The organism is Pseudomonas putida (genome assembly GCF_050990305.1).
In the GTDB taxonomy this organism is placed as follows: Bacteria; Pseudomonadota; Gammaproteobacteria; order Pseudomonadales; family Pseudomonadaceae; genus Aquipseudomonas; species Aquipseudomonas putida_AH.
This window is the reverse complement of record NZ_CP158817.1, coordinates 3004139-3023774: the sequence shown is the minus strand read 5'-3', so window position 1 is coordinate 3023774 and position 19636 is coordinate 3004139. Positions and strand designations below refer to the sequence as shown.

At 57.7% G+C, this 19636-nt stretch carries 20 protein-coding genes; 13 read left to right on the top strand and 7 right to left on the bottom strand.

Features of this window, described 5'->3' with window-relative positions; translation table 11 throughout:
* Positions 1-69: 69 nt before the first annotated feature.
* Positions 70-681, bottom strand: a complete 612-nt coding sequence (locus tag ABTV22_RS13770; RefSeq protein ID WP_433740914.1) for an FMN-dependent NADH-azoreductase — start codon at positions 679-681, stop codon at positions 70-72.
* Between the two features lie 131 nt (positions 682-812).
* On the opposite strand from ABTV22_RS13770, the gene ABTV22_RS13765 reads away from it, so the two are divergent.
* Together ABTV22_RS13765 and ABTV22_RS13760 are read left to right on the top strand one after the other, a co-directional pair.
* Positions 813-1721 (top strand): LysR substrate-binding domain-containing protein, encoded by a 909-nt coding sequence (locus tag ABTV22_RS13765; protein ID WP_433740912.1) that lies wholly within the window; start codon positions 813-815, stop codon positions 1719-1721.
* On the top strand, positions 1718-2077 hold the full coding sequence (locus tag ABTV22_RS13760; RefSeq protein WP_433740910.1) for an MmcQ/YjbR family DNA-binding protein: 360 nt from the start codon (positions 1718-1720) through the stop codon (positions 2075-2077). Before ABTV22_RS13765 ends, ABTV22_RS13760 begins: the two co-directional genes overlap by 4 nt.
* Positions 2078-2227: 150 nt before the next feature.
* On the opposite strand, the gene ABTV22_RS13755 is transcribed toward ABTV22_RS13760, so the two are convergent.
* Positions 2228-2647 carry a DUF1294 domain-containing protein gene (locus ABTV22_RS13755; RefSeq protein WP_433740908.1) on the bottom strand — a complete coding sequence of 140 codons (420 nt, stop codon included), beginning with the start codon at positions 2645-2647 and terminating at the stop codon, positions 2228-2230.
* Complete coding sequence (locus tag ABTV22_RS13750) at positions 2644-3474, bottom strand: undecaprenyl-diphosphate phosphatase (protein WP_433740906.1); 831 nt, start codon at positions 3472-3474, stop codon at positions 2644-2646. The genes ABTV22_RS13755 and ABTV22_RS13750 overlap by 4 nt, the downstream gene beginning before the upstream one ends.
* A gap of 429 nt (positions 3475-3903) precedes the next feature.
* Here ABTV22_RS13750 and pnuC point away from each other — a divergent pair, with 429 nt between their 5' ends.
* The 8 genes from pnuC (at position 3904) to ABTV22_RS13710 (ending at position 10712) form a co-directional block, all read left to right on the top strand.
* Entirely contained in the window at positions 3904-4467 is a 564-nt protein-coding gene (pnuC, locus tag ABTV22_RS13745; RefSeq protein ID WP_433740904.1) for a nicotinamide riboside transporter PnuC, read from the top strand.
* Positions 4464-4988 carry an AAA family ATPase gene (locus ABTV22_RS13740; protein WP_433740902.1) on the top strand — a complete coding sequence of 175 codons (525 nt, stop codon included), beginning with the start codon at positions 4464-4466 and terminating at the stop codon, positions 4986-4988. Before pnuC ends, ABTV22_RS13740 begins: the two co-directional genes overlap by 4 nt.
* Positions 4989-5317: 329 nt before the next feature.
* Positions 5318-5755, top strand: a complete 438-nt coding sequence (locus ABTV22_RS13735; protein ID WP_433741392.1) for a hypothetical protein — start codon at positions 5318-5320, stop codon at positions 5753-5755.
* A gap of 1 nt (position 5756) precedes the next feature.
* On the top strand, positions 5757-6329 hold the full coding sequence (locus ABTV22_RS13730) for an adhesin (protein ID WP_433740900.1): 573 nt from the start codon (positions 5757-5759) through the stop codon (positions 6327-6329).
* A 53-nt stretch (positions 6330-6382) separates the two neighbouring features.
* Positions 6383-7834 carry a heme utilization protein gene (locus ABTV22_RS13725; RefSeq protein WP_433740899.1) on the top strand — a complete coding sequence of 484 codons (1452 nt, stop codon included), beginning with the start codon at positions 6383-6385 and terminating at the stop codon, positions 7832-7834.
* A 62-nt stretch (positions 7835-7896) separates the two neighbouring features.
* Positions 7897-8577 carry a C39 family peptidase gene (locus tag ABTV22_RS13720; RefSeq protein ID WP_433740897.1) on the top strand — a complete coding sequence of 227 codons (681 nt, stop codon included), beginning with the start codon at positions 7897-7899 and terminating at the stop codon, positions 8575-8577.
* Between the two features lie 49 nt (positions 8578-8626).
* Positions 8627-9385: a hypothetical protein gene (locus ABTV22_RS13715; protein WP_433740896.1), complete on the top strand. Its 759-nt coding sequence runs from the start codon at positions 8627-8629 to the stop codon at positions 9383-9385.
* Positions 9386-9431: 46 nt separating this feature from the next.
* Positions 9432-10712 carry a hypothetical protein gene (locus ABTV22_RS13710; protein WP_433740894.1) on the top strand — a complete coding sequence of 427 codons (1281 nt, stop codon included), beginning with the start codon at positions 9432-9434 and terminating at the stop codon, positions 10710-10712.
* Positions 10713-10840: 128 nt separating this feature from the next.
* Here the strand turns inward: ABTV22_RS13710 and ABTV22_RS13705 are convergent, their stop codons facing one another.
* Positions 10841-12166: a sigma 54-interacting transcriptional regulator gene (locus ABTV22_RS13705; protein WP_433740893.1), complete on the bottom strand. Its 1326-nt coding sequence runs from the start codon at positions 12164-12166 to the stop codon at positions 10841-10843.
* A 343-nt stretch (positions 12167-12509) separates the two neighbouring features.
* Here ABTV22_RS13705 and ABTV22_RS13700 point away from each other — a divergent pair, with 343 nt between their 5' ends.
* The 3 genes from ABTV22_RS13700 (at position 12510) to nhaB (ending at position 15933) form a co-directional block, all read left to right on the top strand.
* Positions 12510-12776, top strand: a complete 267-nt coding sequence (locus ABTV22_RS13700) for a hypothetical protein (RefSeq protein WP_433740891.1) — start codon at positions 12510-12512, stop codon at positions 12774-12776.
* 286 nt (positions 12777-13062) lie between these two features.
* Positions 13063-14352, top strand: coding sequence for a hypothetical protein (locus tag ABTV22_RS13695; RefSeq protein ID WP_433740889.1), 1290 nt, complete (start codon positions 13063-13065; stop codon positions 14350-14352).
* A 78-nt stretch (positions 14353-14430) separates the two neighbouring features.
* Positions 14431-15933, top strand: a complete 1503-nt coding sequence (gene nhaB, locus ABTV22_RS13690) for a sodium/proton antiporter NhaB (RefSeq protein WP_433740887.1) — start codon at positions 14431-14433, stop codon at positions 15931-15933.
* Positions 15934-16032: 99 nt separating this feature from the next.
* On the opposite strand, the gene ABTV22_RS13685 is transcribed toward nhaB, so the two are convergent.
* Genes ABTV22_RS13685 through gnd form a run of 3 tightly spaced genes read right to left on the bottom strand, consistent with a single transcriptional unit; the run spans position 16033 to position 19369 of the window.
* Positions 16033-16872: an HAD family hydrolase gene (locus ABTV22_RS13685; protein ID WP_433740885.1), complete on the bottom strand. Its 840-nt coding sequence runs from the start codon at positions 16870-16872 to the stop codon at positions 16033-16035.
* A complete protein-coding gene (zwf, locus tag ABTV22_RS13680) occupies positions 16869-18392 on the bottom strand; it encodes a glucose-6-phosphate dehydrogenase (protein WP_433740883.1) in 1524 nt (507 codons plus the stop codon). The genes ABTV22_RS13685 and zwf overlap by 4 nt, the downstream gene beginning before the upstream one ends.
* Complete coding sequence (gene gnd / locus ABTV22_RS13675) at positions 18389-19369, bottom strand: phosphogluconate dehydrogenase (NAD(+)-dependent, decarboxylating) (RefSeq protein WP_433740881.1); 981 nt, start codon at positions 19367-19369, stop codon at positions 18389-18391. Before gnd ends, zwf begins: the two co-directional genes overlap by 4 nt.
* Positions 19370-19636 lie beyond the last annotated feature (267 nt).

Here is a 19636-nt window from a genome sequence, read left to right as displayed (position 1 = left end):
CCACTTGCGTGATCAGAATACAGAGTTTTTTGGGGATTGCCTGCGCCGTTTGACGTCTTTACGCAAGCCTTACGCGGCGGCGAACAGTTGCTCGCTGATTTGCGTCTGGGCGTCGTTCATGGCTTTGGTGCGCATTTCGTCACCGTAAGCCAGGCCATGGGCGCGGACGAACTCGATGTCGGTGATACCAATGAAGCCGAACAGCACTTTCAAGTAGTCTTCGTGGGCAACGCCGGTTGCCTGGCCGGCGTGCAGACCACCGGACGTGGAAACGATCACCACTTTCTTGCCACCGCACAGGCCTTCAGGGCCGGCTTCGGTGTAGCGGAAGGTCTGACCGGCCACCGCGATGCGGTCGATCCAAGCTTTGAGTTGAGTTGGGATGGTGAAGTTGTACATGGGCGCTGCAATCACCACGGCATCGGCGGCGAGGAATTCAGCCAGGGTCGATGCACTGAGCTCCGCTTCGTGTTTTTGCGCCGCGTCGCGCAGTTCGGCAGTGGTGCCCGCAGCCACCAGCGTGGTCGAAGAGAAGTGACTGATGGCGTCGGCGGCCAGGTCACGGTAAGTCACCACGGCAGTTGGTTCGGCGGCCTGCCAGGCTTTGACCACTTGGCTGCTCAGCTGACGGGAAGCCGAGTTGTCACCAAGAATGCTCGAATCGATGTGCAGCAGTTTCATGTGGGATCTCCAAGTGAGGATCGCCGCCAGGGCGATCTGATGGAAACAATCCTACAGACCAAACCAATAGCTGATTAGCGTGCAACAATGCGATAGTTTGTCCCACTGATGGAACAATCGAGGCACCCTTCATGCAAGACCTGAACGACCTCTATTACTTCGCCAAAGTCGTCGAGGCCGGAGGCTTCGCCGCGGCCGGGCGATTACTGGGGATTCCCAAGTCACGGCTGTCCCGGCGCATTGCCGAACTTGAGGAACGACTGGGGGCGCGCCTGCTGCAACGCACCACCCGCCAACTCAAGCTGACCGCTGTGGGTGAACGCTATCTACGTCACTGCCAGGCCATGCTGCTGGAAGCCGAAATGGCCGACGAAGCCGTTGCCAGCATGTCGAGCGAGCCCCGGGGACGGTTGCGCGTGTCCTCCCCTGTCGGACTGGCGCACGAGATGCTCCCCGGTGTGATCAGCAGCTTTCTGGAAAAATTTCCGCAGGTGCAACTCGAGGTCATGCTGGTCAATCGCCGGGTCGATCTGGTAACCGAGGGCGTCGATGTCGCATTGCGCGTGCGCGAACCGGGCGACGAAGACCCTCTGCTGGTGACCCGTCGCCTGCGTCAGGCACAGATGCTCGTAGTGGCCAGCCCCGAGTTCATCCAGGGACATGACATCAACCATCCAGACGACTTGAAAGGCCTGCCGATACTGGGCGCCCTTGAACCGGATCGCCTGGTGCACATTCGCCTGGTCGATGGCCACGGCAAGCCCTACGACCTGGCCCGTGAAGCGCGGTTGGGCATTGACGATTTCATCGTGCGCAAGACCTGCGCCCTCGCCGGCCAGGGCTTTACCACACTGCCAATGATGTATTGCGAGCAGGAACTGGCAAACGGCTCGCTGGTGCAGTTGCTCCCCGACTGGTCGATGCCCGGTGGCTGGCTACAAGCGGTCTACCCACATCGGCGCGGAGTGATGCCCGCCGTACGTGCCTGGCTCGACCATTTGATCGAAACCTTCAACGCCTGCGGGGACCGTTTGATATGAACAGAGGACGCATGAGTGAGGACGACGCCGCTGCCTATTGCCTGGCGCTGCCCGGTGCACGGGAAGATTACAAATGGGGTGGCGTGCGAGTGTTTTCAGTGGCTGGGAACAAGATGTTCGCCTTGCAGGGCCTGCGTGGCGACTCGTTGGCGTTCAAGGTCGACAAGGATCTGTTTCTCGGTCACTGCGATCGTCCGGGCATTCACCCGGCCCCTTATCTGGCGCGGGCCCAATGGATCATCATGACAACGCCCTACCCGCTGGGTACCGAAGAGCTGCAAGGTTTGTTGCGGCGCTCTCACCAACTGGTGGTCGGCAAGTTGCCCAAGCGTACGCAGGTTGGGTTGTTGCTTTAAATCTCGCTCATTCAGAGGGCAAATACATTGTGGCGAGGGGATTTATCCCCGTTGGGTCGCGCAGCGGCCCCTTTTACCCCTCAAAAGAAGAGGCCTGCTGCGCAGTCCAACGGGGATAAATCCCCTCACCACAGGGGGCATCACTCTTGATCAAAACAGTGCAAACAGATGCGCGCCGAGAAACAGCATGTCGATCCAGAACACCTGATGCAGCACCACGATGAGCCAGAACACCAGTTGAAACGAGACCTTGCGCGTTTTGTGCCGAAACACCTGCTGCGCCAACAGGGCGCCCGGCCAGCCACCGGCGAACTCCAGTGCATGCAGCACGTTCTCCGGCGTGCGCCACTGGTCGGCACGGGCCTTGCGCTTGTCACTCCAGTACAGCAGGAACGCCAACACACTGACGATGCCGTAGGCCGCCAAGGGAATCAGCGAAACCCCTCGCAGCCACATCGACAGCGAACCGAACAACGGCAGCGCGCACAGCATCGCAAACGCCAGCAGCTTCAACCGCAAATGACGGGTCGAACCCCGGTCTGATTGATTGCGGGCGCTGGCGTCATTCATGGCTTGGCCGCGCTCCAGTCGACCCAACCGAACTGCCAGGTGGCCAGAATGAGCAGGCCGAAGGCGATGCGATACCAGGCAAATGCCGCATAGCTATGGCTGGCGATGAACTTGAGCAAACCTCTGACGGCAATCATCGCGAAGATGAACGCGGTGACAAAGCCGAGGGCAAACACCGGGAAGTCGGCCGGCACGAACAGCTTGTGGTACTTGTAGCCTGAGTACACTGCCGCGCCCACCATGGTCGGCATGGCAAGGAAGAACGAAAACTCGGTAGCCGTTTTGCGCGACAGGCCGAACAGCAAGCCGCCAATGATCGTCGAGCCGGAGCGCGAGGTGCCCGGAATCATCGCCAGGCACTGGGCGAAACCAACTTTCAGCGCATCTTTCCAGGTAATTTCATCCACCGTTTCGGCATGCACCTCATGCTGACGATTTTCAGCCCACAACATGATGATGCCACCCACAACCAGCGCGGTGGCCACCGTGATCGGGTTGAACAGGTAGTGGTGGATCAGATCGGCGAATATCACGCCCAATACCACCGCCGGCAGGAAGGCAATCAGCAGGTTGGCGGTAAAGCGCCGGGCACTCGGTTGTGTCGGCAATCCAACGACGACATCGAGAATCTTGCGGCGAAACTCCCACACCACCGCCAGGATCGCCCCCAGCTGGATGATGATGTTGAACGCCATGGCGCGCTCGCCACCGAAATCGAGCAGGTCGGCCACAATGATCTGGTGCCCGGTGCTGGAAATCGGCAAAAACTCCGTCAGTCCTTCAACAACCCCAAGAATCAACGCCTGAAAGGCAGTCCAAAGATCCATCAATCCCCCAAAGGCCACGCGTCAACGCATGCCCCGTCATTATTTTTCAAAGCGTTCAGCGTAGTTGAAAACCCGCGCGCACAAGATACCTGCAGGCCACGGAAAATTCCGTGAAAAATCAGTTTGTGTTCAGGTTTTTCCACTAAAGGCCGAAACGCTATCAGGCAAGCCCAACTAAAGGGCCTCAATGGCTGGCCATCGTTGTTCCAACAACAAGCAACCACCAAAAACCGCATTGGCAACTGAACAGTCGAGTGCGGCCAGTGTTCGGCTCGTTTAATTCTGTAGGAGCGAGCTCTGCTCGCGAAAAACGTCAACGATCACGCGCAGTGCCTGACGGACTGCGTTGCCCGGACGCTCATCGCGAGCAAGCTCGCTCCTACACAGGGTACAATCCGCCCCCTCTTCGATTTCCTCCAAGGAACTTCCATGTCCGGGCTTGAACTGTTTGCTGCCACCCTCGGCGTCATCGCCGTCTGGTTGACGGTCAAGCAGAACCCCTGGTGCTGGCCGATCGGCCTGGTCATGGTGCTGATCTATAGCTGGATCTTTTACGAGGTGAAGCTGTATTCGGACATGCTGCTGCAAGTGATCTATGCCGCCTTGCAGCTCTATGGTTGGTGGCAATGGACCCGCGCAGGCGATGCGCGACATGGGCGTGAGGTCAGCGCTTTGGACAGGCGATCGGTGGCGTACGGCCTGGCCATCGGTGCGATGGGCAGCCTGCTGCTGGGTGCCGCCATGGCGCACTGGACCGACGCGGCCCAACCCTGGCTCGATGCAGCACTCACGGGCTTCAGCCTGGTGGCTCAGTGGTGGATGGCACAAAAGCGCGTTCAATGCTGGCCGTTGTGGATCGTCGTGGATGTGATCTTCGTTGGGTTGTTCGCCTACAAGGCGTTGTACCTGACCGCCGCTTTGTATGGGTTGTTCCTGCTGTTGGCGGTGCAGGGCTGGCGCGAATGGCGCACGACCCCGGTGTTGCGCACATGAAAGTGCTGGTGCTGACAGGGCCGGAATCCAGCGGAAAAAGCTGGCTTTCCAATGAGATTCTCGCCAATTTCGGCGGCATATTGGTCAATGAATACGTTCGGCATTTTATCGAAAGCGAAGCACGGGAAACCCGCTATGATGACATTGCACCCATAGCACATGGCCAGCTGACTTGGGAGGATGAAGCACGGGCCCAACAGCCTTCGCTGTTGATTCTGGATACACATCTATTAAGCAATATCCTTTGGAGTCGCACGTTGTTTGGCGATTGTCCCACGTGGATCGAGCAGGCTTTGTTGGCACGGCACTACGACCTGCATTTGCTGCTGAGTCCCGACAGCGTGGCTTGGCATGACGATGGACAGCGTTGCCAACCACAACTTGCAGAACGCCAGGCGTTTTTCCAGGCCAGCCGCCAATGGCTTGACCTGCACCGCCGGCCTTATGAGGTACTGCAAGGGGATTGGCAACAACGAAAAGAAGCCGCATTTGAAGCGGTGACACGTTTGCTCAAGGCCTGACAGGGTTGCCCTGCCCAGTGGAAAATGTCCATTTCTGAAACACCCTCCCCGCGTAAACCCCCGAGCTAAAGCGCTTCGAGCGCTCAGACGTGAAAATGTAAAGCCACTGATACACCCGGTCGTCAGCGCCCTTGATGAGCAATGGCGCCAGCAAAGACGGCACTTTCAGGCTGCTCTGTCTCAGTGGCGTTACAAAATTTTTTAACCACTTCTACTATCAAGCCCAACTTACTGTTTTCAATAAGAAAACCAAAAGCGGCACACCTTCTGCTCTGTCCCTTGTATCGCTGATAAGGGCCAGCGTTCGTCTAACAGAAGGAATTGCCGCCGTGGGGACATTGAATAAGAGTATTTACAGCCTCTTGCTGATCGGATGTGCATTAGGCTCAAGCGTCAGCCTGCCTGTACTGGCCGACAACGGCATCATTGTTATCACCCGCGATGTCCAGCCGCGCATGGCAACGCGCCCTCCGATGATCCCCGATCCCAACCCCACGACCGTCAATGCCAACCCATCCCAACAAATCTTGCGGCAAACCAATGAGCTGAGCGATGGCGACTTTGCGGGCGTCACCAGTGGTACGGGCATTTCCGGCCTGATCACACAAGGTACCAACAACCTCGGCGGCAACATCACCAATCAGACCCAACTCTCCAATCTCCCTGGCGGACGCTCGGGAAATTCGGGCAGCGGCATCGCCAACATGGTCAATTCAAGCGTCCAGCGAGGCTTGGGCGCTCTGAATATCATGACCGGAGACCGTTAAGATGAATCGTACGCTGCTGATGATCGCCATGTTTTGCAGTGCATCGACCTTCGCCCAGCCTCCCGTCATCAACAACGCCGATATCGATAATTCCGGCGCGCAGTACCAGGGCAACCTCGCCGTCAACCAGGCGGCGGGCGATCTGCAGCAACAGGCCAACGCCCGCGCTATCGCCACAGGCCGCAACGCCAACGCCGTCACGCAGATCCGCCAACGGCTGCGTACGATCGTCGACCCCAACATGGATGCCAAGTCCAGCATTCAAGGCAACTCCTTTAGCCATGGCAGCGGGGCACTGGGTGTCAACCAGAGCTCAGGCGCCGCCAACCAGCAAGCCAATGCGATGAGCATCAGCATCAGTGCCCAGCCGCAAAGTCTCGACGACAGCGTCCTCAAGCAACAGAACGTGGCGCTGCTCAACAACTCCGATCCAACTGACTCCACACCCGGCCATCGCCAGGTCACGACCAGTGACCAGGCATTCACCGGTAGCCGTGGGGTGATTCAGTTGAATCAGAGCGCCGGGGTGGGAAACCGAATGGCCAACACCCTGAACGTCCGGGTCGTGGATTGACCCTCAACAGGTAATAACAACACTTAACCTAAAATAAAGTACGGAGAATCACCATGAAACCTTCGACGGCGTTAAAGCCTCTGGTTTTCGCAATTGCTGCGGTCATGGCTGTTGCTGTACAAGCTGGTAACGATCGGCACCATGGTCATCACAACAATGGCAACGATCACACCCCTCCTCCAACCAAGATCCCTGTGTATGCGACTGCTAATGCTACCGACAAGCAAAGCAGCACCAACAATCGCATCTACAACGAAGGGACTCAGAACACCGCTGAGATGAGCAGCTCCGCCACAGGCACCAGCGGTAACGTCGGCGTCAACGTGGCCGGTGGTAACGGCAACCAGCAAGACAACGCAGCCGCGATTGCCAATGCCGGTGCCAGTTCCAGTCAGGACAACAGCTTTGTGTTCGGCACGGCCACCGCCACCGCTAACGTCAAGCAATTCAGCAACAACAACCGGGTAGACAACTACTCCACCCAAAACTCTGCCACGATGAGCGGATCGGGTAACAACGGCAGCGGCAACATGGGGATCAACATTGCTGGCGGCGACTTGAACCAGCAGAAAAACACCATGGCAATTGCCAACTCCAATGCTCCACTCGGAAACGCAACCGCCACCGCCTCGGCGGATCAAAGCGGCCCTGGCCTCACTGTGAACAACGGCGCCGATCGGACCTTCCGCCTCGATACCATCACGCTGACCACCACGAAGAGCGGCAGCGCTTCCTTCGATAAGTCTTTCGAAGCAAGCGGCAGTCAAAGCAACTCCTCGAGTTGGGCTGCGGCAGGTTCGAAGAACTCTAACTCCAGTAGTTCTTTGAGCGTAGATATCAGCGGTTCCAATAGCAGCAGCTCCAGTGGTTCCAACAACAGCGCTGCAAGTGGTTCGAACAGCAGTTCTGCAAGCGGCTCCAACAGCAGCAGCGCAAGCGGTTCCTCGAGTGCTTCTCTGACTGCTTCGTTGGACGCTACATTGGACGCTTCTAAGCAGACCTCCAATTCCACTACTTACGGCAATCACACTCACAGCAACAGCTCCGACAAGTCGCTTAACGCATCGCTCAACGCAACGCTTGACGTAGCGGTCGACAAATCGTTCGAAAAATCGCACCAATCCTCGTTCGACAAATCACGCGACTCTTCGTACGACAGATCGAACAGCTCCTCATACGACAAGTCCCACGATTCCTCGTTCGAGAAGTCGTTCGATGCCTCGTACGAGAAATCGACCGCGTCGTCGTTCGACAAGTCGGGCAGCAAATCGTCCGAATCGGCGTACGACAAAGCGAAGAGCTTCAGCGAAAGCAGCTCGTTTGATCTGAGCAACACTGTGTCCTACCAAGTGCTGACTCCTACTGGCTGGGCAAACCCTGTGACCAACACTGCAACCCTGAGTGGCTCGGTCAATGGCGGCAGTGGCAACCTGGGCGTCAACGTAGCTGCTGGTGTGGGCAACCAACAAAGCAACTCGCTGGCTATCTCCAATACTTCGTTCTAAATGCTGTCTCTGGAGGCCCCCTCACGGGGGCCTTTTCAACATAACCAGGGGGGCATCCCATCATGCGTATTATTGCCTTGGCATTTTTGCTTTGCGTGGCCGGTGTGATCGAGGCTGCACAGATGCCGCTCGCTATCCTGCCCGGTGGCGCGGTGGTGTACAAACCGATCCAGAGCATACGCGAGCGTAAATTCGCCGACCTGGTGCAACAGAAAACCGACTTCAGTTGTGGCGCAGCGGCGCTGGCCACCATATTGCGCCAAGCCTATTGGCTGGATGTCACTGAAGATCAGATCATCGAAGGCATGCTGGAACATTCAGATCAGAATCTTGTCCGCGTCCAGGGCTTCTCCATGCTCGACATGAAGCGCTACGTGGAAAGCATCGGCATGCGTGCCCGTGGCTACCGGGTGGCGACGGAAACATTGAACGACATCAAAATTCCAGTGGTCGTGCTCATGGATGTCCGCGGCTACAAACACTTTGTGGTCATGCAAAGAGTCCAAAACGGCTGGGTCTATATCGGAGATCCGGTACTCGGTCATAAACGCTACAAAGTCGAAGATTTTGTCAAAGGCTGGAACGGCATCATCTTTGCCGTCATCGGCCAGGGCTATGACAAGGCCAATGTGTTACTCGAGCCACCCCTGCCCCTGACTGCCAAGAACCGCATCAACGCGTTCAACCCGGTGCAAGACGCCGAGTTGATGGATTTCGGATTCATCCAAAGCGACTTTTTCTAATCACGACTTTTTCTAATAACAAGGGAGCATGAAGCTCCGGGAGTATCCAATGAAGACTCCACTCTGGCTGGCCATGGTTTGCCTGACCGCCAGCCTGCCCACCCAGGCAGAAATATTCAAACCCATCGAACTGAAGGATCAGGAACTGGCGACCTTGCGCGGCCGCTTTGTCATGCCGGGGCGGATTGTCAGTTTCGGCGTGGTCATGACCAGCACTTGGGAAAATGCCAAAGGCGAAGTGATCGGGGCAACGTCCTCGATGCAAGTTCAACAATCCACCATCAAGCCGCAGTTCTATGTGTCGATGATCAACGACAAAGGCACCGGTTCAGCGAGTTCGCAAAGCGCCAACACCAACAACGGTACCGGCACCGTGACGGGTGGCAACGGCCTCAACAGCACCGAAGGTGTCACGCAAGTCGTGCGCGCTGCCGGCGACAACAACACGGCCTACAACAACGTTGATATCAACGTCACAAAGGCCAACCAGGCGCAAGCCACGCAGCCACAGGGCCAGGCATTGGCCACAGGCGGGACGTTGACCGGTTCCAATGAAGCGGGCTCGCTTAGCGTTTCTTCGACGGGCACCGGCGTACAACTGAACATCGTGGCCAACAATAACCAGGGCAGTACGATGCAGCGCCTTGGCCAAGGTGGCCTGATGCAAAACACCACATTGCTCGGCAGCACCAATCAGGTCCGTAACCTCACGTCCTTAAATGTCGTGTTGCGTGACAACACGCAGACGGCCGGTTCGTATAACGGCAATCTGGACCAGCTCAGAGGTCTTCGCACTTCCGGATTCTGATCTACGCTCAGTCTCATCAGATGCATTCAGAAGGGACGGCTTACCCATGCACCGATCGTTTACGCTCAGAGCTATCGTTTGTTTGAGTAGCCTGGCTCCGGCAACATTGCTACAAGCAGCACCGGATCCCCAGGTTGAAGCACTAAAACAAGAACTCATGGAGTTGAAACAGCGTTACGAAGCACAACAGAACGCGCTGATGGTCCTCGAACAGCGCGTTCGCCAAGTCGAAGAAGCACCTGCGACACCGCCCCCAAAACGTCTGACCAAATCCCCCGCCGAAGGCACCAAAGGCGGTCAGACGGTGGCCGCTGGCGCGCCCGGCACTACCGGCAGTTCCTACGGGCAGTCGCTCAAGGATGACTCGGAACCGGCGCAAAGCGTTTCAAACCTGTATGACGAAGCCAGCGGGTTCTTCGGCGGCGGCAAGTTCAGTTTCGAAACCGGCGTGACCTATACCCACTACGATACCCGTGCACTGACACTCAACGGCTTCCTGGCACTGGACTCGATTTTTCTCGGCAACATCAACCTTGACCGCATCAAGGCCGACAACTGGACCCTTGACCTGACCGCGCGCTACAACGTCGCGCAACGCTGGCAGTTCGACATTAACGTCCCGGTCGTTTATCGCGAGTCGACGTACTCTTCCGGTGGCGCCGGGGGCGCAGGACCGGTGACATCAGACGCTTCCGTCACCCGTGACCCGACCATCGGCGACGTGAACGTTGGCGTCGCGTACAAATTCCTGGATGAATCGGAAAGCCTGCCCGACGCGGTCGCTACCTTGCGTGTCAAGGCACCGACCGGCAAGGACCCTTACGGTATCAAGCTGATCGTGGACCCTGCCAACGATAACCTCGCTGTGCCAGAAGACTTACCGACCGGTAACGGTGTCTGGGCGATTACCCCGGGACTCTCGCTGGTCAAGACCTTCGACCCGGCCGTGTTGTTCGGCAGCTTGTCCTACACCTACAACATGGAAGACTCCTTCAGTGATATCAGCCCTCAGGTCGGCTCCAAGGTCAAAGGCGACGTGAAACTGGGCGATTCCTGGCAGATCGGCGGCGGTATTGCGTTTGCCTTGAACGAGAAGATGAGTATGTCGTTCTCGGTCACCGATCAGTGGGCTCGCAAGAGCAAGATCAAGCCCGATGGGGGTGATTGGCAATCGATCACCAACAGCGACTACAACTCGGCCAACTTCAACATCGGCATGACGTTCGCGGCCACCAACAACCTGACAATCGTCCCCAACCTGGCCATTGGCCTGACCGAAGACTCACCTGACTTTTCCTTCAGCCTGAAATTCCCGTACTACTTCTAGTCCCTCCCCCACAAAAAAACCGCTGCGGCTCAAGTCGCAGCGGTTTTTTTTTACTCCTGTAGGAGCGAGCATGCTCGCGATGGCGTTATCGTTAACGACCATCGCGAGCATGCTCGCTCCTACAGGGGTCAGCGGATCTGATGTTTGTGCAACAAACGGTAGAACGTAGGCCGTGAGATCCCCAGCACCTTGGCGGCGATGCTCAAATTATCGCTGTGACGATTGAGCACATCGCACAAGGCCTGGCGCTCTGCGCGGTGCTTGTACTCTTCCAGCGTGCCCATGGGCGGGGCTATACCGTGATGGCTGATCAGCCCCAGGTCTCGCGCTTCGATCTGCCGGCCTTCCGCCAGTACCAACCCGCGACGCACGCGGTTGGCCAGTTCACGCACATTGCCCGGCCAGTCGTGCTTGCCCATGGCAATCAGGGCGTCGTCACTGAAGCTGCGTGGACGACGACCGGTTTCATGGCTGTAGAAATGGGAAAAGTGGTTGGCCAGCATCGACAGATCGCCATTGCGCTCACGCAGGGGCGCAGTCACGACCTGCAACACGTTCAGGCGATAGTACAAATCTTCGCGAAAGAGTTTCTTCTCGATGGCGGCTTCAAGGTCGACATGAGTCGCGGCCAGCACCCGTACATCCACCGGAATCGGCTGACTGCCCCCCACCCGTTCGATGTGTTTTTCCTGGAGGAAACGCAACAGGTTCGCTTGCAGCTCCAGAGGCAGATCACCGATCTCATCGAGAAACAGCGTGCCGCCGTTGGCCGCTTCGAGCCGTCCGATCTTGCGTTGATGGGCACCGGTAAAGGCGCCCTTCTCGTAACCGAACAGCTCGGACTGGATCAGGTGCTCGGGAATCGCGCCACAATTGATCGCGACAAAAGGTTTGCTGTGGCGCAGCGATTGCCGATGCAGCGTGCGGGCAACCAATTCTTTGCCTGTCCCGCTTTCGCCGCGGATCAACACCGGCGACTCGGCGGGTGCCAGTTTGCTCAATAACTTGCGTAACTCACGTATAGGTTTGCTATCGCCCAGCAGTTCGTGCTCGGCCTGATTGATATGAACTGTACCCTGACCACGCAGGCGAGCCATGCCAAAAGCCCGTCCCAGTGTGACCTGGACCCGGGATACGTCGAACGGCAACGTATGAAAGTCAAAAAACCACTCACAGACAAAGTCTCCGACATTTTGCAGGCGCAGGACTTCCTGATTGAGGACGGCGATCCACTCTGTTCCGCTGCGGCTGATCAACTCCTTGACGGCGTCCGGGTGCTCCAGGTGAAAAGGCTGCAAACGTAACAAACCTACATCACAGGTTCGGGCGGGGGCGTTTTCCAGCGAACAGCTGTCAACATCCCAACCCACGGAACGTAATCCCGGCAATACACGATGGCAGTCGTCGTCGGGATCAACCACTAATAGACGTCGTAAAGCTGGCGCTTCGCTCATGACGGTTCCTTGGCGCCAAATTAGGGGAAATTTTATTAAAAACAGTCATTTGGCGGACCTGGCTGTAACGTTAGCAAGAATTTGACGTAGCCTTGTATCGTTTGACTATAGGGAGGTTGTGTAAAGAGTTATAAGAAACAGCATCGTTAGTTACCTAACGAGTCTTTTCTTTCATTCAGCTTTCAAAACAAGTGTTTGCGATGGGCATTTGAACGAAAGTTGAAATTTCTTTTCTTTATGTGTGACCCGAACCCAGGTAACGGGCATCAGTACAAGTAACCTGCCGAACGGTGAGCCCAACCGTCGGTACATCACTTGATTGGGCATACAGAGAGAAGATCCCATGAACGCCCCGCTGCGCATCAACGAAGCTCTTTTGATTGCCGACCGCGCCTTTAAACCTTTCCAGTGCGTGGCCTGGGCCCCCCAAGACGGCAATGGCGAACTCAGCCTGACCGTCATCGACCGTACCAACAACAGCATAGGCCGCAAGCAGATCCCGAGCAGTGCCTACACCGACCCGGCACAACTTGAGCGCCTGCTCAAACAAGCCCGTGAAGAGTTGAGCCAGGAAGGTTACACACTGCAATCGTGGACTATGCCGCACTAAGCTTTATGCGGATTACTCCAAGGAGTAATCCGCACCCTCCCCTGATCGATAGTTATGTGATTTTTAAGATCATCGAAACTTGCGACATCTCGTTATTTGAACTAACGCACGTTTAATCCTTTGCAGGCTTGGCAGTGGTTCGAAAAGACACTGTTGTGGCACACAACGACCCTCCGCCTGTTAGTTCTCCCAGTTGTGCACCCGCACGTTCAGGGATTGAATACTCTTCTTAACAAGTCGCCACTCCCAACTTCCGGACAATGACGACTCGCAAGGAGATGCGTGCATGTCAACCCAGTCCGTTTTAGCTTTTCCAACCTCATTGAGTCATGCCGGGCGCCTTGATCCTGCTTTTGCCTGCCATGGCAAAACCCAGGTGTACTTTGCCCACAGCGTTTCAAGCATGACCAACGGCGTCGCAATCGATGGCTGCGGTCGTTTACTGGTGGCGGCAAAGGTCGGAACACCGGGTGGCAGTCGTTTCGGATTGGCTCGCTTGCTGGAGGATGGTTCGGCGGATCTGACCTTCGGCAATCAAGGCAGTGTGATCGGGCAATTCGTACCGGGTTTCGAAGCGATGGCCGGCAAGGTTCACGCGCTGCCCGACGGACACATTCTCGTGACCGGCCTGCACTACGAAAATGCCCACCGCACCCTCCCCGCCTTGGCGCTGTTCGACTCGCAAGGCTGCCTGGTCCCGCGTTTTGGCGACAACGGCTGCTGTGTCGTGCGCCTGCCGGGCAACCTGTCCCACGGAATTCGCGATGCCTGGCTGCCACCCGGTGTGCCGGGGGCTGAAGCTTGCGATGCCGACGTCCAACCGGACGGGCGGATCGTGTTGGTGGCCAACCATCACTTCGAACTGGCCGACCATGCCGGCCTGCTCATCCGGCTCGACGCTGACGGCCAACTGGACCACAGCTTCAATGGCCGTGGATTCGTGATCGTCAGGCACTTGTTGATGAACACCTGGCTCAACAGCGTCAGCGTGCAACGCGACGGCCGCATCCTGGTGGGCGGCTCGATCAATTTCCCCGAGGAAGGTTTACTGGCCCGTTATCACGCCGACGGCAGCCTCGACGATCGATTCGCCGTGGATGGTTTCATGAGCTTCAAGGTCCAAGGCCAAGGCGCCCAGGTCAGCCAAATTGTCCAACGCGACAATGGCGACGTGCAGTGTTTTGGCAGCAGCCGTGACCCCATGCGCTGCCTCGCCCTGAGTATCCACATCAATGGCCGCCCGGACAGGCATTGCAACGACGGCCAAGCGCAATTGCTGGAAATCGGCCGCAGTGGTTGTCAGTGGACCGCCGCTCAAGCGCAACCCGATGGTCGCGTGGTGACAGTCGGTGCAACCATCGGCGGTGTCGAGGCTGATTTTATTCTGGGTCGCTACCTGGCCGACGGGCAACTCGACCACGACTTCGGCGACGGCGCGGGATGGGTCCGCACTCGGCTTGGTCGCAGTCTAGACACGGCCACTTCACTGGCGGTTCAGGCTGATGGAAACATTGTGGTAGGCGGCTATTCACTGGACGGAAACTATCGTGCGGTGGTGGCACGCTACTTGGGCTGACCCTACGTGCCTTCCTTGTACTTGATCTTCTCAATCGCTTACGGCAACTTGCGCGCTTCTTTTTACAAGGAGTAGCCGATGTCCGGTTCCATGCCCCAGGCGTTCGCGCATAACTTTCTCGGCAACTCACCTCGCTGGTACAAAGTCTGTATTGTCGGTTTTCTGGTTCTCAATGCTTTGGTGCTGTGGACCGTAGGCCCGGTGGTGGCGGGCTGGCTGCTGGTATTGGAGTTTATCTTTACCCTGGCCATGGCACTCAAATGCTATCCGTTAATGCCAGGCGGCTTATTGTTGGTCGAAGCGTTATTGCTGAAGATGACCACACCTCAAGCCCTTTATGATGAACTGCTGCACAACTTTCCGGTGATCTTGCTGCTGATGTTTATGGTGGCGGGCATCTACTTCATGAAAGATTTGCTGTTGTTTCTATTCTCGCGATTACTGCTCGGTGTGCGCTCCAAGGCCATGCTGGCGTTGATGTTCTGTTTTTTGTCGGCGTTTCTGTCGGCCTTTCTTGATGCCTTGACCGTGACGGCGGTGATCATCAGTGCGGCCGTCGGCTTTTACTCGGTGTATCACCGTGTGGCCTCGGGCACTGATCCGCGCCAAGACAGCGAGTTCAGCGATGACCAACACCTGCCCACACTCCATCACGAAGATCTCGATCAGTTCCGCGCCTTTCTGCGCAGCCTGCTGATGCACGGTGCCGTCGGTACAGCACTGGGTGGTGTCTGTACGCTGGTGGGCGAGCCGCAGAACCTGCTGATTGGCCATGAAATGGGTTGGCACTTCTCCGAGTTTTTTCTGAAAATCGCCCCGGTTTCGCTGCCGGTATTGGCGGCAGGCCTGGTCACTTGTGTCCTGCTGGAGAAGCTTGGCTGGTTCGGTTACGGCACCTTGCTGCCCGACAACGTGCGTGTCGTGTTGGCCGATTACGCCGCCCAGGACAATGCCGAACGTACACCACGCCAGCGTGCGGCGCTCATTGTGCAAGGGCTGGCGGCCTTGATCCTGATTGCCGCACTGGCCTTTCATGTGGCCGAAGTGGGTCTGATCGGCTTGATGGTCATTGTGCTGATCACCGCGTTCACCGGAATCACCGACGAGCACCGTCTGGGCACCGCCTTCAAGGATGCGATGCCGTTCACGGCGCTATTGGTAGTGTTCTTCGCCGTGGTGGCGGTGATTCATGACCAGCAATTGTTCACGCCGTTGATCCAGTGGGTACTGGCGCTGCCGGTCGGTCAACAACCGGGCATGCTGTTCATTGCCAACGGCTTGCTTTCGGCCATCAGCGATAACGTGTTCGTGGCAACGATCTACATCACAGAAGTGAAACGGGCGTTCATTGCCGGGCACATGAGCCGTGAACATTTCGAAACGCTGGCCATCGCGATCAACACCGGTACCAATCTGCCGAGCGTGGCCACGCCCAATGGCCAGGCAGCGTTTCTGTTTTTGCTGACGTCGGCGATTGCACCACTGATTCGCTTGTCCTACGGACGGATGGTGTGGATGGCGTTGCCGTACACGGTGGTGATGGGGCTTCTTGGCTGGTACGCCGTGAGCTACTGGCTGTAAACCCTATCCCTTGTAGGAGCCGAGCTTGCTCGCGATGACGGTGTGTCAGGCGACGACAATGTCCAATTTTGCTGACGTCATCGCGAGCAAGCTGGGCTCCTACAGGTCATGCGTAAACTCCCGAGGGAGCATGTACTGCTCAATCGCCAGCGCCGCACCGTCATCGCAGTGGCTGGCCGTGACCACATCCGCCTGTCGCTTCACTGCCTCTTGCGCCTGCCCCATGGCAATCGACAGCCCGGCACGCTGAAACATCGCCGGGTCGTTGCCGCCATCGCCCATGGCAGCCGTCTGCTCCAGCGGCACACCCAGAAACGCTGCCAGCGTGGCCAGCGCGTCTCCTTTGTTGGCTTGCATCGCAGTCACGTCCAGATACACAGGTTGCGAACGCGAGACCTGAGCCTGGCCTTCAACTTTCGGCAGCAACTGCGCCTCCAGTTCAACCAACAATGCTGTGTCGTTGCTGGTGGCAACGATCTTGTCGATGCAAGCGAGAAACGGCTCAAAGCTCTCGACCACCACCGGTGGATACCCCAGCCCGTGCTGCTCGCGGGGCACCATGGGGCCATTGGGGTCTTGCACCAGCCATTCGCCCCCACTGAACACCCAGACCTCGATGTCCGGTTGATCGGCGAACAATGCCAGTGAAGTCAGTGCCGCCGTGACTGGCAAGTAGTGCGCAACCAGCAAGCTGCCATCGGGATGCACAATCGTGCCGCCGTTGAACGCCGCCGTTGGCAGATCGACGCCCAGGGCTTCGATGGTCTGCAACATGGCCCGGGGTGGGCGTCCCGTGGCCAGGCTGAACAACACGCCCGCCTTGCGTAACGCGCGGACGGCGTCGATGGTGCGCTGGCTGAGACTGTGATCGGGTAGCAGCAAGGTGCCGTCCATATCACTGAGCAAAAAGCGGATGGGATGTGGCGCGAGGGCACTCATCCGAGGCCGTGCCAAACGCGACCATCGCGAGTGAGCAACTCATCGGCGGCCTGCGGACCGTTCTCCCCAGCAGCATAGCCCTGCACCGTGGCGTCCTGCTGCCAGGCATCGAGGAACGGTTGAACCGCGCGCCAGCCGTTCTCGATGTTGTCGGCACGCTGGAACAGCGTCTGATCACCGGTCAGGCAGTCATAGATCAGCGTTTCGTAGCCGGTGGACGGCTGCATTTCAAAGAAGTCCTTGTAGGCAAAGCCCAGCTCGATGTTGTCCATTTTCAGGGACTGCCCCGGCCGCTTGGCCAGTAAGTCGAACCACATGCCTTCGTTGGGCTGGATCTGGATGCGCAGGTAGGTCGGTTGCAGCTCATCGACCTCGGTGTCACGAAATTGCGCATAAGGCGCCGGTTTAAAGCAGATGACAATTTCGGTGTCGCGCACGCTCATGCGCTTGCCGGTACGCAGGTAGAACGGCACGCCGACCCAGCGCCAGTTGTCGATCATCACCTTGAGGGCCACGTAGGTTTCGGTGTTGCTGTCCGGCGCGACCCGGTCTTCCTGACGATAGCCCGGCAGGGCTTTGCCATCGACTTCACCTGCGGTGTATTGACCACGGACCGAATTGGCCCGGGCCTCTTCCACCGACCAGGGCCGGATCGCGCCAACCACCTTGGCCTTCTCACCCCGGACCGCATCCGCGCCAAAGGCGGCCGGTGGTTCCATGGCCACCATCGCCAGCAACTGGAACAGGTGATTGGGCACCATGTCCCGCAGGGCGCCGGTGTTTTCGTAAAAACTGCCACGGGTTTCCACGCCAACGGTTTCGGCGGCAGTGATCTGCACATGGTCGATGTAGTGATTGTTCCAGAACGCTTCGAACAGGCTGTTGGAAAAGCGGCTGATCAGAATGTTCTGCACCGTTTCTTTACCCAGGTAATGGTCGATGCGGTAGATCTGCTTTTCCGACATGACCTTGAGCAAACAGGCATTCAAGGCCTCGGCGGTTTGCAGATCGGAACCGAAGGGCTTTTCGATCACCACCCTTCTGAACGCCTCGGGGGTTTCTTCGAGCAAACCACTCGCGCCGAGACGGCGTACCACTTCGCTGAAAAAGCGTGGCGCGGTGGCCAGGTAGAACACCGCGTTGCCCGTGCCGCTGTCGGCAATCTTTGCCGCCAGCGCTTGATAAGTGCTGTCGTCCAGGAAATCGCCCTGGACGTAGCTGATGTTTTTCGCGAGTTGCGCCCACAGGCCCGGATCCAGGGACTGATCGCCCTTGCCGACCTTGCTGGCCACTTCGCTGCGAATGAAGTCTTCGAGTTTTTTCGCGAAGCCTTCATCGCTGATGGCGTTATGGTCAACGCCAACGATCCGCAGTCCATCTCCGAGCAAACCGTCACGCTTGAGGTTATACAGCGCCGGCATCAGCAGGCGCTTGACCAGGTCACCATGGGCGCCGAACAGAAACAGCGTGGTGGGAGGTGCGGGTTCAGCCTTGGATTTTCTGCGGATCGCATGGGTCATTTTTTAGGCGTCTCCACATGGCCGCCGAAGCCGAAGCGCTGGGCCGAAAGAATCTTGTCGCCGAACGTGCCTTGGCCACGGGAACGGTAGCGCGAGAACAGTGCGGTCGTCAGCACGGTTGCCGGTACCGCTTGTTCCATGGCCGCTTCGACCGTCCATTGACCTTCGCCGCTGTCGGCGACGGAACCGGAATAGCCATCGAGATTGGAGTCACTGGCCAGGGCGTCTGCAGTCAGATCAAGCAACCAGGACGAAACCACGCTGCCACGGCGCCAGACTTCGGCGATGTCGGCGACGTTCAGGTCGAAGCGCTGGTCTTCCGGCAGGCGGGTGCTGGACTTTGTCTTGAGGATGTCGAAGCCTTCGGCGAAGGCCTGCATCATCCCGTACTCGATGCCGTTGTGGATCATCTTCACGAAATGCCCGGCACCGGCGGGACCGGCGTGGATGTAGCCGCGCTCGGCACGATCGTCATCGGACTTGCGGTCCTTGGTGCGCGGAATGTCGCCCATGCCCGGAGCCAGGCTGGCGAACAGCGGATCAAGACGTGTAACGGTCTCGGCATCGCCACCGATCATCATGCAGTAACCGCGCTCCAGGCCCCAGACGCCGCCGGATGTACCGACGTCGATGTAGTGCAGGCCTTTTTCGGCGAGGGTCTTGGCCCGGCGAATGTCGTCCTTATAGTGCGTGTTGCCGCCGTCGATGATGGTATCGCCGGCTTCGAGCAAGGTGCTCAGGGTGTCGATGGTGTCTTCGGTCGGTGCGCCTGCCGGCAGCATGACCCACACCGCTCGCGGTTTGGCCAGGCCAGCGACCAGGGCTGGCAAATCGGCGACGCCGGTGGCGCCTTCTTCGCTCAAGGCGTCGACAAAATCGGTATTGCGGTCGTACACAACGGTGGTATGGCCGTTGAGCATCAGGCGCCGCGCGATATTGCCGCCCATGCGGCCCAGTCCAATAATCCCGAGTTGCATGTGCTGATGCTCCCTACTACAAATAAATGTGTGTCAAAAGTTATAGCCCAACGCGACTATTGAGGTTAGTCCAGAGCGTTGGCACATAGTTTCCGGGCATTGTGCCCGATCCAGACAGATAACGTCGGGAATCGTGCCGAAGACACAACGACATTTAAAAATAAAAAAGTTCCCTTCTCGGGGAAAAGAAATCAAAATCGGCGCCGATGGTAGATCAGCCGGTGATTTTGGCAGTTCTACAGTTGAGACACGCCATTTGCGAGGTGA

Coding starts and splice junctions, on each gene's coding strand:
- ABTV22_RS13685 (WP_433740885.1), bottom strand. CDS start 16,872: ATGAGTGCCCTCGCGCCACATCCCATCCGCTTTTTGCTCAGTGATATG.
- pnuC (WP_433740904.1), top strand. CDS start 3,904: ATGTCCGGGCTTGAACTGTTTGCTGCCACCCTCGGCGTCATCGCCGTC.
- ABTV22_RS13755 (WP_433740908.1), bottom strand. CDS start 2,647: ATGAATGACGCCAGCGCCCGCAATCAATCAGACCGGGGTTCGACCCGT.
- ABTV22_RS13765 (WP_433740912.1), top strand. CDS start 813: ATGCAAGACCTGAACGACCTCTATTACTTCGCCAAAGTCGTCGAGGCC.
- ABTV22_RS13770 (WP_433740914.1), bottom strand. CDS start 681: ATGAAACTGCTGCACATCGATTCGAGCATTCTTGGTGACAACTCGGCT.
- ABTV22_RS13715 (WP_433740896.1), top strand. CDS start 8,627: ATGAAGACTCCACTCTGGCTGGCCATGGTTTGCCTGACCGCCAGCCTG.
- ABTV22_RS13710 (WP_433740894.1), top strand. CDS start 9,432: ATGCACCGATCGTTTACGCTCAGAGCTATCGTTTGTTTGAGTAGCCTG.
- ABTV22_RS13695 (WP_433740889.1), top strand. CDS start 13,063: ATGTCAACCCAGTCCGTTTTAGCTTTTCCAACCTCATTGAGTCATGCC.
- ABTV22_RS13740 (WP_433740902.1), top strand. CDS start 4,464: ATGAAAGTGCTGGTGCTGACAGGGCCGGAATCCAGCGGAAAAAGCTGG.
- ABTV22_RS13730 (WP_433740900.1), top strand. CDS start 5,757: ATGAATCGTACGCTGCTGATGATCGCCATGTTTTGCAGTGCATCGACC.
- ABTV22_RS13705 (WP_433740893.1), bottom strand. CDS start 12,166: ATGAGCGAAGCGCCAGCTTTACGACGTCTATTAGTGGTTGATCCCGAC.
- ABTV22_RS13750 (WP_433740906.1), bottom strand. CDS start 3,474: ATGGATCTTTGGACTGCCTTTCAGGCGTTGATTCTTGGGGTTGTTGAA.
- ABTV22_RS13700 (WP_433740891.1), top strand. CDS start 12,510: ATGAACGCCCCGCTGCGCATCAACGAAGCTCTTTTGATTGCCGACCGC.
- ABTV22_RS13760 (WP_433740910.1), top strand. CDS start 1,718: ATGAACAGAGGACGCATGAGTGAGGACGACGCCGCTGCCTATTGCCTG.
- zwf (WP_433740883.1), bottom strand. CDS start 18,392: ATGACCCATGCGATCCGCAGAAAATCCAAGGCTGAACCCGCACCTCCC.
- gnd (WP_433740881.1), bottom strand. CDS start 19,369: ATGCAACTCGGGATTATTGGACTGGGCCGCATGGGCGGCAATATCGCG.
- nhaB (WP_433740887.1), top strand. CDS start 14,431: ATGTCCGGTTCCATGCCCCAGGCGTTCGCGCATAACTTTCTCGGCAAC.
- ABTV22_RS13720 (WP_433740897.1), top strand. CDS start 7,897: ATGCGTATTATTGCCTTGGCATTTTTGCTTTGCGTGGCCGGTGTGATC.
- ABTV22_RS13725 (WP_433740899.1), top strand. CDS start 6,383: ATGAAACCTTCGACGGCGTTAAAGCCTCTGGTTTTCGCAATTGCTGCG.